Genomic DNA, 14,733 nt, shown 5'->3' on the forward strand with positions numbered 1-14,733 from the left:
ATGGGAAAAATTACTGGGTTTCTCGAACAAGAGCGCTTGCAGGAAGCTTCTGAAGCTCCCACAGCACGCCTGAAACACTGGCGCGAATTTGTGCTGCACCTCACCGACGAACAAGCGGGTAAGCAAGCATCCCGCTGCATGGACTGTGGCATTCCGTTTTGCAACAACGGATGTCCGGTGAATAACGTCATACCAGACTGGAACGATCTGGTTTATCGTCAGAACTGGCGTGGCGCCCTCGATGTACTGCATTCGACCAACAACTTCCCCGAGTTCACGGGTCGTATTTGTCCCGCTCCATGTGAAGCAGCTTGCACGCTGAACATCAACGATGATGCCGTCGGAATCAAATCGATCGAGCACGCCATCATCGACAAAGGCTGGTCCGAAGGTTGGGTCACGCCAGAATTACCCAGCCGCAAAACAGGCAAAAAAGTTGCCGTTGTCGGATCAGGCCCCGCAGGCTTGGCCGCAGCCCAGCAATTGGCGCGCGCCGGTCACGATGTGACTGTTTTTGAAAAAAATGATCGCATCGGCGGGCTTTTACGTTACGGCATTCCGGACTTCAAGCTCGAGAAGAAACTGATCGATCAGCGCATCCAACAAATGCAAGCCGAAGGTGTGACATTCAAAACCTCCCACTACATTGGCAATGCGACCGATGCGGCAAAAGGCCTCACTGTCATGACACCTGCTGATCTGGATAAAGCTTTTGACGCCATTATCCTGAGCGGCGGTTGCGAAACCCCGCGTGACTTGCCCGTTGAAGGTCGTGAACTTGACGGCGTCATGTATGCAATGGATTTCCTGCGTCCGCAGAACAAAGTTGTTGCCGGCGATAAGCTGACCGATCAGGTTCTGGCAAAAGGCAAGCATGTGGTTGTCATTGGTGGTGGAGACACCGGTTCGGATTGTGTAGGCACAAGCAATCGTCATGGCGCCAAAGCCGTCGTTCAGATCGAACTGATGCCACGCCCCCCGGAAAGCGAAAACAAAGCGTTGACCTGGCCTTATTGGCCGGCCAAGTTGCGCACTTCGTCTTCGCACGAAGAGGGCGCCGAACGTGATTGGGCAATCACGACCAAATCACTTGTCGGTAAAAATGGCAAGGTTGAAAAACTTATCGCCGCACGCGTCGAGTGGGTCAAGGACGAAACCACCGGTCAAATGAAAATGCAGGAAGTCAAAGGTTCCGAATTCGAAATCAAAGCGGATTTGGTTCTGCTTGCCATGGGCTTTGTTGCCCCGGTAAGCAAAGTCCTGACAGCATTTGGCGTAGACATGGATCCTCGCGGCAATGCCCGAGCCAACACAGATGATTATCGAAGCAACGTTGGCAAAGTGTTCGCTGCCGGTGATATGCGGCGCGGTCAATCCCTGGTTGTCTGGGCAATCCGTGAAGGTCGCCAGTGCGCGCGCGCAGTGGATGAATTCCTGATGGGTTCTACTGAACTGCCACGCTAATCGTCATAAGGAAAGCGCCATGAAGTATCTGAATCATCTGGTTAAAGCTGGTTTGGTCACGGTGATGGCGCTACTGTACGCATTGCCTGTTGCCGCTCAAGGACAAACCGCTTCCACTGCGTCGCAGACTTCTGACTGGCCAACCAAAGGCATCACTCTCATCTCTCCATACGCGGCAGGCGGATTCTCGGATACGAGAATGCGTCTGCTCGCTCGTAAGCTTTCAGAAAAACTCGGTCAGCCTGTTGTAGTTGAGAATAAAAGTGGCGCCGGTGGCGTCATCGGCACCGCAGTCATCGCAAAGGCGGCTCCGGACGGGTACACAATTGGATCCGGTAATCTGGCTCCTCTGGCAGTGAATCAATCGTTGATGAAAAAACTGCCTTACGATCCCGCCAAGGATATCGAGCCCGTCATTCTGGTTGAAAACAGTCCGCTCATATTGAGCGTTGCAAATAATCTACCCGTCAAAAACTTAGCCGAACTCATCGCTTTGGCTAAAAAAGAACCCGGCAAGTTAACGTTCGGATCATCCGGGATCGGTGGTGCTCACCATCTTTCTGGAGAGATGTTTCGAGAACTTTCGGGGATACAGATTGTGCATGTTCCATACAAAGGCGGCTCGCCAGCAGCGACCGACTTGATGGCCGGACACCTCAGCATGATGTTTGAAATGGGCTATGCGGCCTTGCCATCGATCCGAGCCGACAGAGTACGTCCTATCGCGGTCTCCTCCAATAAGCGTCTGGCGATTCTGCCCGATGTTCCCACCATGGCCGAAGCGGGTGTTCCCGGATTTGAGTCTTACAACTGGCAAGGGATCATCGTTCCGGCCGGCACACCCGTCGAGATCACGACCAAACTCAACAAGGTCCTAAACGAAGTATTGCTGGATCCTGAAGTCCAACGCGCCATTATCGAAAGTGGGGGTCAACCCGGTAGCGGCTCTGCCGAGGACTTTGGTCGCTTTATCACGGCGGAGCGGGCGAAATGGTCCAAAGTCATTCAGCAAGCTCAAATCAAGGCTGAATAAAACTTGGGCTACCGCTCACTTTTGATGATATTCATCCATTTCAATCAGTTTCCAGTTAATTCAAACTGAAAACTTGTTAGCGATACAATGGTAAACCCGTAAGCGTAAAGTCTTTCATATTGAACGATTCCAGCTTCGACCTAAAGAAAACCATGCCCTCGCGCTCCCTGCATTCGAGTGATCCCGTGATTCGCCTTGATAGCGTGACGCTTGCCTATGGCGACTTCACTGTATTGAGTGACATTTCCCTTGAGGTGGGAAAAGGTCAGGTGGTTGCGATAATGGGCGGATCTGGATCCGGAAAAACGACGCTATTACGCGCTACAACCGGTCAAATGAAGGCTCGATCCGGTAAAGTTGAAGTGTTTGGTCAAAATCTGACGGATATTTCGCGCAAGGATCTCATGACCTTGCGCCAGCGCATGGGAGTGCTTTTTCAGCAGGGCGCTTTATTTACCGATCTGAACGTTTTTGAAAATGTCGCTTTTCCTTTGCGCGAGCACCGACAACTTGCCTCAACCGAAATGTTGTCGCGCGTCCTAACCAAGCTGGATGCTGTCGGCTTAAAAGCCGCCGCGCATCTCAAAGTTTCCGAAATCTCAGGTGGAATGGCGCGGCGGGTCGCGCTTGCCCGAGCAGTGATACTCGAACCTGAGCTTGTTTTATACGATGAGCCCTTCGCAGGCCTGGATCCAATATCAATGGGTATTACCGCCAGGCTGATCAGGGAGTTATCCGACCGTCTCGGTTGCGCTTCGGTCGTGATCACTCACGATATCGCGGAATCATTCGCGATTGCGGATTATGTTTATCTGGTTGGTCAGGGACGACTTAAGGCTCACGGCACACCCGCCACGCTGCGCTCATCCTCCGACCCGTATGTGCAGCAGTTTCTACAGGCCGAGCCCGATGGTCCCGTCCCCTTCGACTATCCTGTCACTCCGGCATTCGAGTCTTGGTTGACTCATCAGAAACGAGTCAGGGGCTGAGAATGAGTGGTTCTCTTCAAAAACTGGGCTATTACACCCGAACCCGCCTTGCCATGCTCGGTTTTTTTGCGCGCTTTTTCACCACGTTATTAGCACGTTCGAGCATAGTGCTGCAAAGACCTCGGCTGGTTTCGCAGCAAATACACTTCATCGGCAACTATTCCCTACTGATCATTACGGTGTCCGGCCTTTTTGTCGGCTTTGTTCTCGGATTACAAGGTTATTACACCCTCAACCGATACGGATCTGAAGAGGCGCTTGGCCTGCTGGTCGCACTATCGCTCACACGCGAACTAGGACCGGTCATCACCGCACTTCTATTCGCCGGGCGAGCCGGCACTTCCCTCACCGCCGAAATCGGACTCATGAAGGCCGGAGAACAGCTTGCAGCCATGGAAGTGATGGCGGTCGACCCTATACGTCGGGTTCTGGTCCCCCGCTTCTGGGGTGGCATCATCGCGATGCCCGTATTAGCTGCGGTATTCTCCATGGTAGGCATATTGGGCGGCTGGGTGGTCGGCGTTTTGTTAATCGGTGTCGATACGGGATCGTTTTGGTCGCAAATGCAAGATGGCGTCGATATCTGGAAAGATGTCGCCAACGGTGTGTTGAAAAGCGTTGTATTCGGCGTAGCAGTCACCCTCATTGCGCTCTATGAAGGCTGGCAATCCCGCCCCACGCCGGAGGGCGTCGCCCGGGCGACCACCCGTACGGTCGTGGCTGGATCGCTATCCGTGCTTGGCCTTGATTTTCTGCTGACAGCGCTAATGTTCAGCAACTGATTTCGGAACCTGAATTATGTCCAATGAAAAAAATGACTTGTGGGTAGGATTATTCGTCCTGTTAGGAGCAATCGCGATTGTCTTTCTGGCATTACGTGCGGCCAATCTCAGTTCACTCTCTTTTACCGCCACCTACCCGGTGATGGCAAAATTCGACAACATCGGCGGACTCAAGATACGCGCCCCAGTCAAAAGCGCAGGCGTCGTAGTGGGTCGCGTGTCCGATATTCGACTGGACTCAAAATCTTTCCAGGCCGTAGTAACCATTCAGATGGAAAAGCCTTTTACGTTTCCGTCCGACTCTTCTGCCAAAATCCTGACCTCAGGATTACTGGGAGAACAGTACATAGGTTTAGTCGCCGGCAACGATGATGACAAGCCGCTGACTGCCGGTTCGACTATCCGCATGACGCAAAGCGCAATCGTTCTAGAAAGTCTGATCAGTCAATTTTTATACAGCAGCGCCGAAAAACAAGGCACTCAATCAACACCGAAACCCTGATCCTGCGCTAGGGTTGACACATATCATGCAAACACCTCGACTTCGCTCTTTACGATTGTTCGCCATTATTATCCTGCTCATCGGGATGGTCGGCTGCGCAACAACCGAGCAGCGCACGGGACCGCTTAACCCCGAAGATCCATGGGAAGATACCAACCGCAATATCTACGCTTTTAATGATGCATTGGATCGCAATGTTTTTATTCCCGTTGCCGAAGCCTATGCCTTTGTTGTCCCTCAGCCCGTTCGCACCTGTATCAACAACATTTTTTTAAATTTGGGCGAAGTCTGGTCCTTTATCAACAGCAATCTGCAAGGTCGCCACGAAGACGCAATCAACACTTTCGGCCGCTTCATGCTTAACACGACCATGGGATTAGGTGGTTGTTTCGATCTGGCAAGTTCAAATGGCGCCCCCCGCATTTCAAATGATTTCGGCACCACGCTGGGTGTATGGGGCGTCGAACCCGGTCCGTTCGTCGTACTCCCCATCATTGGCGCGAGCACTGTGCGCGATACAGGTGGCCGAGTGGTTGATCTATACGTCAACCAAGTCGGATGGGGTCAGCTTGTCACCAATATCGACCTGCGCAATTCAATGTATGGTTTAGAGCTCATTGATCGCCGCGAGTCTTTGCTGGATGTAACAAAAACAATCGACAAGAATGCGATTGACCGATACAGCTTTATCCGGGATGCGTATCTGCAGCGTCGCAAGGCATTGGTGCGAGGCACTCGAGGCGCTCAGGAATTACCTAGCTATGAAGATTTCCAGGATGCGCCCGCAGATGAGAAATCGCTTGGCATACAGAAGGCTAAATAGGATGCGACACAACATGATCGACATTTTCCGGAATTTGAATTATTCACTCGTAAATTCTTTGCGTTTCAAAATATTCGCGTCAATCCTGATCGGATTTTTAACAAGCGCTCAAGCTACTGCCCAACAACCCGATCCGATGGCTGCACCGACTGTGTTTGTTCAACAGGTGGCTGATCAGGTATTGAATGCGCTTAAAAAAGACGGTTCCGTGCGCTCGGGCGACACGGCTCGTGTCAACGAAATCGTCGATGAGCTGATTTTGCCCAACGTGAATCTAGAAAAAACTACGCGCTTGGCCGCAGGCAGATCCTGGAGGGATGCAACGCCCGAACAGCAAGCAGCCCTCGTCAAAGCTTTTCGAGGCACGCTCGGACGCACTTATAGCGGCGCACTCACCAAGATCGATGACGCCACCACGATGAAAGTCCTTCCGTTCAGAGGAGATGCCGAAGCAAACGATGTGGTTGTGCGCTCGCAAGTGACTCAATTCTCGAATAGCTCGCCGATACAGCTCGACTACCGCCTTGAAAAGACGCCTAAAGGGTGGCGAATTTATGACATCAACGTCGAAAACATCTGGCTAATTGAAAACTATCGCAATCAATTCGCTCAACAAATCAATCAGAATGGTATCGACGGACTGATTCAAGCACTGAACAAACCCAAACAATAATCATGTCTGCCATTTCAATCGAACACGTTTCGAAAATATATCCACCAAAATCATCCGGCTGGAAGTCTCTTTTCCAAACTCAAACAAGCCCGGGTTTTCAAGCGCTGGACGATGTTTCCCTCACCATAGAACATGGAGAATTTTTTGCACTGCTGGGTCCGAATGGTGCTGGAAAGACTTCTCTGATTTCGGTGCTGGCCGGTTTGTCGCGCCCAACCAGCGGGCGAGCGAGTGTCTGTGGTTACGATGTCACAACCGAATATCAAATGGCACGCCGCTCGCTTGGCGTGGTACCTCAGGAACTGGTCTACGACCCGTTTTTTACCGTCCGTGAAACCTTGCGGATTCAATCAGGTTATTTCGGTTTCAGGCACAACGATGACTGGATTGACGAGATTCTCGCCAATCTGGGTTTATCGGATAAAGCCGATGCAAATATGCGCGCACTTTCAGGTGGAATGAAGCGACGCGTTCTTGTTGCACAAGCACTCGTGCATCGTCCGCCCGTAATCGTGCTGGATGAGCCGACAGCAGGTGTCGATGTGGATTTGCGCCGTAGCCTGTGGGATTTCATCTCGCGCCTGAATCGAGAAGGGCATACTATTCTGCTCACCACACATTATCTCGAAGAAGCTGAATCTCTCTGCAACCGCATCGCCATGCTCAAGCGCGGACGAATCGTTGCTCTGGACACAACGGCCAATTTGCTGGCACAAGCCGGTGGCAATCTTGAAGACGCTTTCATCAAAATCATGCACAACAATGCCGACACACTGGAGGTCGTAGCATGAGCGCGCCTATTCTTAAGGCGCGTGCGGGCGCCGGTTCAGGTTTTCCTACATTATTGGGCAAAGAGCTGCTGCGCTTCTGGAAGGTCAGCTTTCAAACTATCGCAGCACCGGTCATTACCGCATTGCTTTATCTGATTGTTTTTGCACAAGTCCTGCAAGACCGGGTTCAAGTGTATGGGACGATACCCTACACCGAGTTTCTGATTCCAGGGCTCATGATGATGAGCATGCTCCAAAATGCCTTCGCCAACCCGTCTTCATCCTTAATACAAAGCAGGGTGACGGGCAACTTGGTCTTCATGCTATTGCCCCCTCTGACCCATCGCGAGATATTCAGTGCATACGTCCTTGCTGCGATCATCCGTGGCGCGGCGGTAGGCGGGTGCGTCTGGTTTGTGTCGCTTTATTTTGTAACTTTACCCATCAAAGCCCCAGTCTGGCTGTTTATTTTTACTGTATTGTCCTGTGGAATCATGGCAATCATGGGTTTGATTGCCGGTCTTGCCTCAGAAAAATTTGATCAACTCGCGGCTTTCCAGAATTTTTTGATCATGCCTGCTACATTTCTGTCTGGCGTGTTCTATTCCGTCACCTCTTTGCCCCCGTTTTGGCAACTGGTTACGCACTGGAATCCTCTTTTTTATACGATCGATGGCTTTCGCTATGGATTTTTCGGTGTCGCGGATGTATCGCCCTGGCACAGCCTAGCGGTAGTCGGTGGCGTTTTCGCCGCGTTATCACTTTTCACACTCAGATTGCTCGCTCGCGGCTACAAGCTCAGAACCTGATTTAAAGTCATCAAGGACCCTAAAGAATTATGTTGCCAACTTCCGAAGACATCCGTTCATACATTGCTGCGGGCTTGCCTTGCGAACATATCGTCGTCAACGGTGATGATGGCACGCACTTTGATGCCCTGATCGTCAGTGCCGCATTCGAAGGAAAACGTCCGATCGCACGGCATCAATTGGTTTATGCCGCTTTGGGCGACCGCATGAAACAAGAAATTCATGCGCTATCAATGCGGACGCTGACACCGGCCGAATTCAAGGCGCAAGGCTGATGGATAAGCTTCGCATCACCGGCGGCTCTCCTCTAAATGGCGAGATCAGCATATCGGGCGCAAAAAATGCCGCGCTACCTATCCTGTGCGCAGGGCTGCTGACAGCCGACACCATCTCGTTGTCGAATGTACCGAAACTCAACGACATTGCCACCACCCTCAAACTGTTAAGTCAAATGGGCGTTCGTTGCGATCGCTCCCAAGACAATGCTGTCAGCATTACCGCTGATCAGGTCACGACTCTTGAAGCTCCTTATGAGCTCGTCAAAACCATGCGTGCGTCAATTCTCGTGCTGGGGCCTTTACTTGCGCGCTTTGGGGAGGCGCGGGTCAGCCTACCGGGCGGTTGCGCGATCGGCCAGCGCCCCGTAGATCAACACATCCAGGGCCTGGCTGCGCTGGGCGCCGATATCAAAATCGAACATGGATTCGTCGTCGCACGCGCCAAGCGACTAAAAGGCGCCGTCGTTCGAACCGACATGGTCACGGTCACAGGCACAGAAAACCTCATGATGGCTGCCGTGCTGGCCGAAGGTCAAACTGTGCTCGAAAATGCCGCACGAGAGCCTGAAGTGGTAGATCTTGCTGAGTTGCTCATCAAAATGGGGGCAAAAATCAAAGGTCACGGCACCGATCGGATCGTCATCGAAGGCGTGGATAAACTACATGGCGCATCGCATCGTGTTTGCCCCGACCGAATCGAAGCCGGTAGTTTTTTGTGTGCCGTCGGCGCGGCTGGAGGCAGTATCGTTTTACGCGATGTCGCGCCCGACACTATGGGTGCCACGATTTCAAAATTGCAAGAGGCCGGAATTAAAATCGAATGCGGCTCGGACTGGATCAAAGCGGGCATGACGGGACGTCCTCGCGCCGTTGATGTCCGAACACAGGAATACCCCGGTTTTGCAACCGATATGCAAGCACAACTCATGGCGCTGGATGCGATCGCCGACGGAACCTCAGTTATCGTTGAAACGATTTTCGAAAACCGTTATATGCATGTGCAGGAATTAATTCGTCTTGGCGCAAATATCGACATCGATGGCCATACTGCTGTCGTACGGGGCGTGACCCGCTTATCGGGTGCCACCGTCATGGCCACAGATCTGCGCGCTTCCGCAAGCCTAGTCATCGCAGGCCTTGCCGCTGAAGGCGAAACCATTGTCGAACGCATCTATCATCTTGATCGCGGTTACGAAAAGATGGAGCACAAGCTTCGACTGCTCGGTGCCAACATTGAACGCATAACAAGCTGAAGGATTTTGCATGAGCACAGAAACGGGCGCACGCCCTCTGACCATGGCCTTGTCAAAGGGACGTATCTTCCAGGAAACATTGCCTTTACTGCAAGCTGCAGGCATCACTGTATCCGAAGACCCAGAAAAATCTCGCAAACTGATCATCGGCACCAGCAACCCTGGACTGCGTCTGATCATTGTGCGCGCATCTGACGTACCGACATATGTCGAATACGGGGCTGCAGATCTTGGAATCGCAGGCAAAGATGTATTAATCGAGCATGCGGCAAATCACCCGGGCGGTCTCTATCAACCCATCGATCTCAACATCGCCAAATGCCGATTGGCCGTTGCAGTCAAAAATGGCTTTGACTATGCTGCAGCCGTTCGACAGGGTGCTCGTTTAAGAGTCGCCACAAAGTACACCGCAGCTGCACGCGAACATTTTGCATCCAAAGGTGTATACGTCGATTTGATCAAGCTTTATGGATCAATGGAGCTCGCCCCGTTGGTTGGTCTGGCCGATGCAATTGTCGATTTGGTTTCAACGGGCAACACTTTGAAAGCAAACGATCTGGTTGCGGTAGAGGACATCATGCCGATTTCTTCGCGACTGGTTGTCAACCGCGCCGCGCTTAAAACCCGTCATGCTGATTTACAGCCTCTGCTTGATGCATTTGAGAGCGCCAGCCGCCTGAATGTGGCATGATTCACTAACCCCCGGATATTTCAGCCCTTTCACGAGAAGGGATTACACATCATGGCTATTATTTCCCGGCTGGACGTAACTGATCCGGCATTTGATACCAAACTGGCTGGATTGCTTGCGGTCGACGCTGCACAAGACGAAGCAATCGAGGCGGCAACTGCCCGCATTCTTGCCCATGTCCGGGATACCGGCGATGCCGCTTTGCTGGAATACACCAGACAGTTTGACAAAGTGCAGGCCGACAGTGTTGAAGCACTTGAAATTCCGCGTGGCGAATGGATAGCCGCTCTCGAAAGTTTGCCCGAATCGCAACGCCGAGCACTAGAAACCGCCGCAGAACGCGTGCGCAGTTATCACGCTCGTCAACGCCAGGATAGCTGGTCCTATACCGAGGCGGATGGTACGCGCCTTGGTCAGCAAATCACACCCCTAGATCGAGTGGGCTTGTATGTACCTGGTGGTAAAGCCGCCTATCCGTCATCTGTATTGATGAACGCCATCCCTGCCAAAGTCGCAGGAGTTGCTGAAGTCATCATGGTGACACCAACGCCTAGCGGACTTCGCAACCCAATGGTCCTCGCTGCAGCCGCAATAGCCGGCGTCGATCGGGTTTTTGCGATCGGAGGCGCCCAAGCCGTTGGCGCACTTGCATACGGCACTCATACCATTTCACCAGTAGACAAGATCGTAGGACCGGGCAATGCTTATGTCGCCGCCGCGAAGCGACGCGTCTTTGGCACGGTCGGCATCGACATGATCGCCGGCCCAAGCGAAATATTGATCATTTGCGATGGCAATACCCCGCCTGACTGGATCGCGATGGATCTATTCTCGCAAGCCGAGCATGACGAACTCGCACAGGCGATTCTTTTGTGCCCGAGCAGCGATTTTCTCGACCAAGTTGAAAAGTCGATTAGTAAACTCATGCCAACCATGCCGCGCGCCGAAATCATTGCGACTAGTTTGCGCGACCGTGGCGCTCTGATTCGCGTGGAAAGTCTCGAGCAAGCCTGCGAGATCAGCAATCGCATCGCTCCCGAGCACCTTGAAGTATCGACTGAACAACCTGAACAATTGCTCCCTCTACTTCGTCATGCCGGCGCCATTTTTATGGGACGATTTAGTTCTGAAGCACTTGGAGACTACTGTGCCGGCCCCAACCATGTGCTTCCAACTTCACGCACAGCACGGTTTTCGTCACCCCTGGGGGTGTACGACTTCCAGAAACGCTCGAGCTTGATCCAGGTTTCCGCCGCAGGCGCCCAAACACTGGGCCGCATCGCAGCAGAACTCGCCATTGGCGAAGGGCTGCAGGCTCACGCGTCTAGCGCAAGCTTCAGATTGGACAAATAGAGCCTGGATCGACCTAAAATAACCGCATACAAACTGAGCGCCATTCACATGCGAACCGCTGAAATTACACGCAATACTAACGAAACGCGTATTCGCGTTGCGATCAACCTTGACGGAACAGGCAAGCAAAAGCTTGACACCGGGGTGCCCTTTCTTGATCACATGCTGGATCAGATCGCTCGCCATGGCTTGATTGATCTGGATATCAAAGCCGAAGGCGATACGCATATCGATGCACACCACACTGTCGAAGACGTCGGCATCACGCTTGGAATGGCGATCGCCAAAGCGGTTGGAGACAAAGCAGGTATCCGCCGCTACGGCCATGCCTATGTGCCTCTCGATGAAGCCCTCTCGCGTGTCGTGATCGATTTTTCAGGGCGGCCCGGGCTACAGTTCCATGTCCCCTTCACGCGCGCACGGGTTGGTGATTTCGATGTCGATCTGACTATCGAATTTTTCCAGGGACTGGTCAACCACGCTCTGCTCACCATGCATATCGACAATCTTAGGGGTGTCAATGCGCATCACCAGTGCGAAACCGTTTTCAAAGCTACCGGACGGGCTTTACGCATGGCGCTTGAACCCGATCCTCGCGCAGTTGGAGTCGTACCCTCAACCAAAGGCGTTCTCTAAATCATGATCAAGATCGCCATTGTCGATTACGGCATGGGTAATTACCATTCGGTGCAAAGGGCACTGAGCCACGCAGCGCCCGAGGCAGATGTCCGGCTGTGCAAGCTTGCTTGCGAAATCGATGCCGCCGATCGGGTTGTATTCCCCGGACAAGGTGCCATGGCCGATTGCATCCGTACGCTTGATGAGGCAGGACTGCGCGACGCAGTGCTGCGAGCAGCTAAAAGCAAACCGCTTTTAGGTGTGTGCGTCGGCGAACAAATGCTGTTCGAACACAGTGAAGAAGGCGACACGACCAGCCTTGGAATTTTCAAGGGTGAAGTGGTGCGATTTGCCGGTCCCGCATATGCGGACCAACATGGCCACGGGGACCGCCTGAAGGTTCCGCACATGGGTTGGAATCCGGTCAAACACGTCAAAGACCATCCTCTGTGGACGGGTATTGCTGACAATGCCCCTTTTTATTTCGTACACAGCTACTATGCTGTTCCTGCCGATCCGTCGCTGACGGTCGGCACTAGCGACTACGGATTACCTTTTACCTGCGCCGTTGCTTTTGAAAATATTTTTGCCGTACAGTTTCACCCCGAGAAAAGCGCCGATGCCGGTTTGCGTCTCTGCCGTAATTTTGTAGACTGGAAACCCTGAATTATTAATTTGCCTTTGATCTCTAGATCTCAAACGACATGCTGCTGATCCCCGCTATAGATTTGAAAGATGGACGCTGTGTAAGACTGCGTCAAGGCGACCTCGACGATGCCACCATCTTTTCCGAAGACCCCACATCCGTTGCAACGCACTGGCTGGACCTTGGTGCAAGACGGCTTCATCTGGTTGACTTGAACGGGGCCGTTGCCGGCAAGCCTAAAAACGAAAGCCTGATCAAAGCAATCGTCAACGCAGTCGGTGACGATATACCCGTTCAGATTGGCGGCGGCATTCGGGATCTGGATACGATCGAACGCTATCTGGATTTTGGCATCTCATACGTCATCATCGGCACGGCCGCAGTGAAGGATCCCGGTTTCCTGCATGATGCGTGCGGCGCGTTCCCCGGCAACATCATCGTTGGACTGGATGCGCGTGACGGTAAGGTTGCCACAGACGGTTGGAGCAAACTCACCAAGCACGATGTGATCGATATGGCTAAAAAATTCGAAGACTACGGTTGCGAAGCCATCATTTACACTGATATCGGACGAGATGGCATGCTATCCGGTGTAAATATTGAAGCTACTGTACGCTTAGCCCAACACGTTCGTATCCCGGTCATCGCATCCGGTGGCGTCACCGACCTGCGAGATATCGAGGCTCTTTGCGATGTGGAAGAAGAGGGCGTCGAAGGCGTCATTCTTGGCCGTAGTATTTATGAAGGGACACTCGACTTCGCTGCAGCACAACAACTTGCCGATGATCGTGCCCCTTGAATACTGCAACGAATCCAGCCTTAAGCGGCCTAACCCGACGCATCATTCCCTGTCTGGACGTCACTGCCGGACGGGTCGTTAAGGGCGTGAATTTTGTATCGCTGGTTGATGCCGGCGACCCCGTCGAAATCGCCAGTCGCTACAACGAACAGGGCGCCGACGAACTGACATTTCTGGACATCACTGCAACCAGCGATGGTCGGGATTTGATTTTGCCGATCATCGAACAAGTTGCATCGCAAGTATTTATCCCCTTGACCGTGGGTGGTGGTGTCAGACAAGTCAGCGATGTCCAGCGCTTACTCAATGCAGGGGCGGATAAAATTTCGATGAATAGCGCGGCGGTTGCCAATCCCGAACTGGTTCGCGCTGCATCTGACTACCACGGTTCGCAGTGCATTGTCGTCGCTATCGACGCTCGACGCGTCCAAACGGCAACTGAAGAACCCAGATGGGAGGTATTCACCCATGGCGGTCGCAAAGGAACCGGGATCGATGCGGTTGCCTGGGCAGTCAAAATGGCCCAGTACGGCGCAGGTGAAATTTTACTCACCAGTATGGATCGGGATGGAACTAAATCCGGCTTCGATCTCGAGCTGACCCGACGAGTATCCGATGCCGTGCCGATTCCCGTAATCGCCTCAGGTGGCGTAGGCAATTTGCAACATCTCGCTGATGGGGTCACGCTAGGAGGCGCAAGCGCAGTATTGGCGGCAAGTATTTTTCATTATGGCGAATACACTATTCGCCAGGCCAAGGAATTTATGGCCAAGCAAGGCATCCCCGTCAGGTTGTGAGCCCGGAGACGAAATCGATGATCAATCCGACCACTAACAACGACACCGTCTCGAACCATCCGGCTTGGCTAGCCGAAATCAAGTTTGATGATCAAGGCCTGATTCCGGCAATCTCTCAGGATGCGACAACCAACCAAATTCTGATGGTTGCCTGGATGAACGCCGAATCCCTAATGGAAACAGCACAAACAGGACGCGCGGTATTTTGGTCGCGCTCCCGCAAAAAACTGTGGCGCAAAGGAGAGGAATCCGGGCATGTACAACGCGTGATTGAAATGCGTCTGGATTGTGATGCCGATGTTGTTTTGCTGAAGGTCGAACAAATTGGTGGGATTGCCTGCCACACCGGACGCGCAAGTTGTTTTTACCGCCGTCTTGACCAAACCGGCGGCACAAGCCAGTGGATCGCTACAGATCCTGTGCTCAAAGATCCTGAGTTGATATACAAATGAA

The 14,733-nt window shown here is 52.7% G+C and carries 18 protein-coding genes; all 18 read left to right on the forward strand.

Going from position 1 to position 14,733, the window contains the following annotated elements; all coding sequences use genetic code 11:
- The 18 genes from G3I67_RS03800 to hisI all read left to right on the forward strand — a co-directional run bounded on the left by G3I67_RS03800 (window position 1) and on the right by hisI (window position 14,732).
- The gene (locus G3I67_RS03800; protein ID WP_163651680.1) at window positions 1-1,464 is read left to right on the forward strand and encodes a glutamate synthase subunit beta; all 1,464 of its coding nucleotides are present in this window, start codon (window positions 1-3) and stop codon (window positions 1,462-1,464) included.
- A 19-nt stretch (window positions 1,465-1,483) separates the two neighbouring features.
- Entirely contained in the window at window positions 1,484-2,497 is a 1,014-nt protein-coding gene (locus G3I67_RS03805; RefSeq protein WP_163651682.1) for a Bug family tripartite tricarboxylate transporter substrate binding protein, read from the forward strand.
- Between the two features lie 152 nt (window positions 2,498-2,649).
- A complete protein-coding gene (locus tag G3I67_RS03810; RefSeq protein ID WP_163651684.1) occupies window positions 2,650-3,486 on the forward strand; it encodes an ABC transporter ATP-binding protein in 837 nt (278 codons plus the stop codon).
- A 2-nt stretch (window positions 3,487-3,488) separates the two neighbouring features.
- Window positions 3,489-4,268, forward strand: coding sequence for a lipid asymmetry maintenance ABC transporter permease subunit MlaE (gene mlaE / locus G3I67_RS03815; RefSeq protein WP_163651686.1), 780 nt, complete (start codon window positions 3,489-3,491; stop codon window positions 4,266-4,268).
- A gap of 16 nt (window positions 4,269-4,284) precedes the next feature.
- Window positions 4,285-4,770 carry an outer membrane lipid asymmetry maintenance protein MlaD gene (gene mlaD / locus G3I67_RS03820; protein WP_163651688.1) on the forward strand — a complete coding sequence of 162 codons (486 nt, stop codon included), beginning with the start codon at window positions 4,285-4,287 and terminating at the stop codon, window positions 4,768-4,770.
- A 25-nt stretch (window positions 4,771-4,795) separates the two neighbouring features.
- Window positions 4,796-5,593 (forward strand): MlaA family lipoprotein, encoded by a 798-nt coding sequence (locus G3I67_RS03825; RefSeq protein ID WP_235931665.1) that lies wholly within the window; start codon window positions 4,796-4,798, stop codon window positions 5,591-5,593.
- Between the two features lie 58 nt (window positions 5,594-5,651).
- Window positions 5,652-6,266 carry an MlaC/ttg2D family ABC transporter substrate-binding protein gene (locus G3I67_RS03830; protein ID WP_375539298.1) on the forward strand — a complete coding sequence of 205 codons (615 nt, stop codon included), beginning with the start codon at window positions 5,652-5,654 and terminating at the stop codon, window positions 6,264-6,266.
- Between the two features lie 2 nt (window positions 6,267-6,268).
- A complete protein-coding gene (locus G3I67_RS03835; protein WP_163651692.1) occupies window positions 6,269-7,057 on the forward strand; it encodes an ABC transporter ATP-binding protein in 789 nt (262 codons plus the stop codon).
- A complete protein-coding gene (locus tag G3I67_RS03840; RefSeq protein WP_163651694.1) occupies window positions 7,054-7,845 on the forward strand; it encodes an ABC transporter permease in 792 nt (263 codons plus the stop codon). Before G3I67_RS03835 ends, G3I67_RS03840 begins: the two co-directional genes overlap by 4 nt.
- Before the next feature lie 29 nt (window positions 7,846-7,874).
- Entirely contained in the window at window positions 7,875-8,120 is a 246-nt protein-coding gene (locus tag G3I67_RS03845) for a BolA family protein (protein ID WP_163651696.1), read from the forward strand.
- Entirely contained in the window at window positions 8,120-9,376 is a 1,257-nt protein-coding gene (gene murA / locus G3I67_RS03850) for a UDP-N-acetylglucosamine 1-carboxyvinyltransferase (RefSeq protein ID WP_163651698.1), read from the forward strand. The genes G3I67_RS03845 and murA overlap by 1 nt, the downstream gene beginning before the upstream one ends.
- 10 nt (window positions 9,377-9,386) lie before the next feature.
- Window positions 9,387-10,067: an ATP phosphoribosyltransferase gene (hisG, locus tag G3I67_RS03855; protein WP_163651709.1), complete on the forward strand. Its 681-nt coding sequence runs from the start codon at window positions 9,387-9,389 to the stop codon at window positions 10,065-10,067.
- A gap of 51 nt (window positions 10,068-10,118) precedes the next feature.
- The gene (gene hisD, locus G3I67_RS03860; RefSeq protein ID WP_163651711.1) at window positions 10,119-11,420 is read left to right on the forward strand and encodes a histidinol dehydrogenase; all 1,302 of its coding nucleotides are present in this window, start codon (window positions 10,119-10,121) and stop codon (window positions 11,418-11,420) included.
- A gap of 48 nt (window positions 11,421-11,468) precedes the next feature.
- Window positions 11,469-12,056, forward strand: coding sequence for an imidazoleglycerol-phosphate dehydratase HisB (gene hisB, locus G3I67_RS03865; RefSeq protein ID WP_163651713.1), 588 nt, complete (start codon window positions 11,469-11,471; stop codon window positions 12,054-12,056).
- Window positions 12,057-12,059: 3 nt separating this feature from the next.
- Window positions 12,060-12,704: an imidazole glycerol phosphate synthase subunit HisH gene (hisH, locus tag G3I67_RS03870; protein WP_163651715.1), complete on the forward strand. Its 645-nt coding sequence runs from the start codon at window positions 12,060-12,062 to the stop codon at window positions 12,702-12,704.
- Window positions 12,705-12,742: 38 nt separating this feature from the next.
- On the forward strand, window positions 12,743-13,483 hold the full coding sequence (hisA, locus tag G3I67_RS03875; protein ID WP_163651717.1) for a 1-(5-phosphoribosyl)-5-[(5-phosphoribosylamino)methylideneamino]imidazole-4-carboxamide isomerase: 741 nt from the start codon (window positions 12,743-12,745) through the stop codon (window positions 13,481-13,483).
- Entirely contained in the window at window positions 13,480-14,280 is an 801-nt protein-coding gene (gene hisF, locus G3I67_RS03880) for an imidazole glycerol phosphate synthase subunit HisF (RefSeq protein ID WP_163651719.1), read from the forward strand. Before hisA ends, hisF begins: the two co-directional genes overlap by 4 nt.
- Window positions 14,281-14,297: 17 nt before the next feature.
- Window positions 14,298-14,732, forward strand: a complete 435-nt coding sequence (gene hisI, locus G3I67_RS03885; RefSeq protein WP_163651721.1) for a phosphoribosyl-AMP cyclohydrolase — start codon at window positions 14,298-14,300, stop codon at window positions 14,730-14,732.
- The last annotated feature ends 1 nt before the right edge of the window (window position 14,733 follow it).

The organism is Sheuella amnicola, from assembly GCF_010499255.1.
GTDB lineage: Bacteria > Pseudomonadota > Gammaproteobacteria > Burkholderiales > Burkholderiaceae_B > Zwartia > Zwartia amnicola.

What these genes read in the sequence shown, in the direction of transcription:
- G3I67_RS03805 (WP_163651682.1), top strand. Translation starts at nt 1,484, where the DNA reads ATGAAGTATCTGAATCATCTGGTTAAAGCTGGTTTGGTCACGGTGATG.
- hisD (WP_163651711.1), top strand. Translation starts at nt 10,119, where the DNA reads ATGGCTATTATTTCCCGGCTGGACGTAACTGATCCGGCATTTGATACC.
- hisH (WP_163651715.1), top strand. Translation starts at nt 12,060, where the DNA reads ATGATCAAGATCGCCATTGTCGATTACGGCATGGGTAATTACCATTCG.
- hisI (WP_163651721.1), top strand. Translation starts at nt 14,298, where the DNA reads ATGATCAATCCGACCACTAACAACGACACCGTCTCGAACCATCCGGCT.
- mlaE (WP_163651686.1), top strand. Translation starts at nt 3,489, where the DNA reads ATGAGTGGTTCTCTTCAAAAACTGGGCTATTACACCCGAACCCGCCTT.
- G3I67_RS03810 (WP_163651684.1), top strand. Translation starts at nt 2,650, where the DNA reads ATGCCCTCGCGCTCCCTGCATTCGAGTGATCCCGTGATTCGCCTTGAT.
- G3I67_RS03800 (WP_163651680.1), top strand. Translation starts at nt 1, where the DNA reads ATGGGAAAAATTACTGGGTTTCTCGAACAAGAGCGCTTGCAGGAAGCT.
- hisG (WP_163651709.1), top strand. Translation starts at nt 9,387, where the DNA reads ATGAGCACAGAAACGGGCGCACGCCCTCTGACCATGGCCTTGTCAAAG.
- hisA (WP_163651717.1), top strand. Translation starts at nt 12,743, where the DNA reads ATGCTGCTGATCCCCGCTATAGATTTGAAAGATGGACGCTGTGTAAGA.
- mlaD (WP_163651688.1), top strand. Translation starts at nt 4,285, where the DNA reads ATGTCCAATGAAAAAAATGACTTGTGGGTAGGATTATTCGTCCTGTTA.
- hisB (WP_163651713.1), top strand. Translation starts at nt 11,469, where the DNA reads ATGCGAACCGCTGAAATTACACGCAATACTAACGAAACGCGTATTCGC.
- G3I67_RS03845 (WP_163651696.1), top strand. Translation starts at nt 7,875, where the DNA reads ATGTTGCCAACTTCCGAAGACATCCGTTCATACATTGCTGCGGGCTTG.
- G3I67_RS03825 (WP_235931665.1), top strand. Translation starts at nt 4,796, where the DNA reads ATGCAAACACCTCGACTTCGCTCTTTACGATTGTTCGCCATTATTATC.
- G3I67_RS03835 (WP_163651692.1), top strand. Translation starts at nt 6,269, where the DNA reads ATGTCTGCCATTTCAATCGAACACGTTTCGAAAATATATCCACCAAAA.
- murA (WP_163651698.1), top strand. Translation starts at nt 8,120, where the DNA reads ATGGATAAGCTTCGCATCACCGGCGGCTCTCCTCTAAATGGCGAGATC.
- G3I67_RS03840 (WP_163651694.1), top strand. Translation starts at nt 7,054, where the DNA reads ATGAGCGCGCCTATTCTTAAGGCGCGTGCGGGCGCCGGTTCAGGTTTT.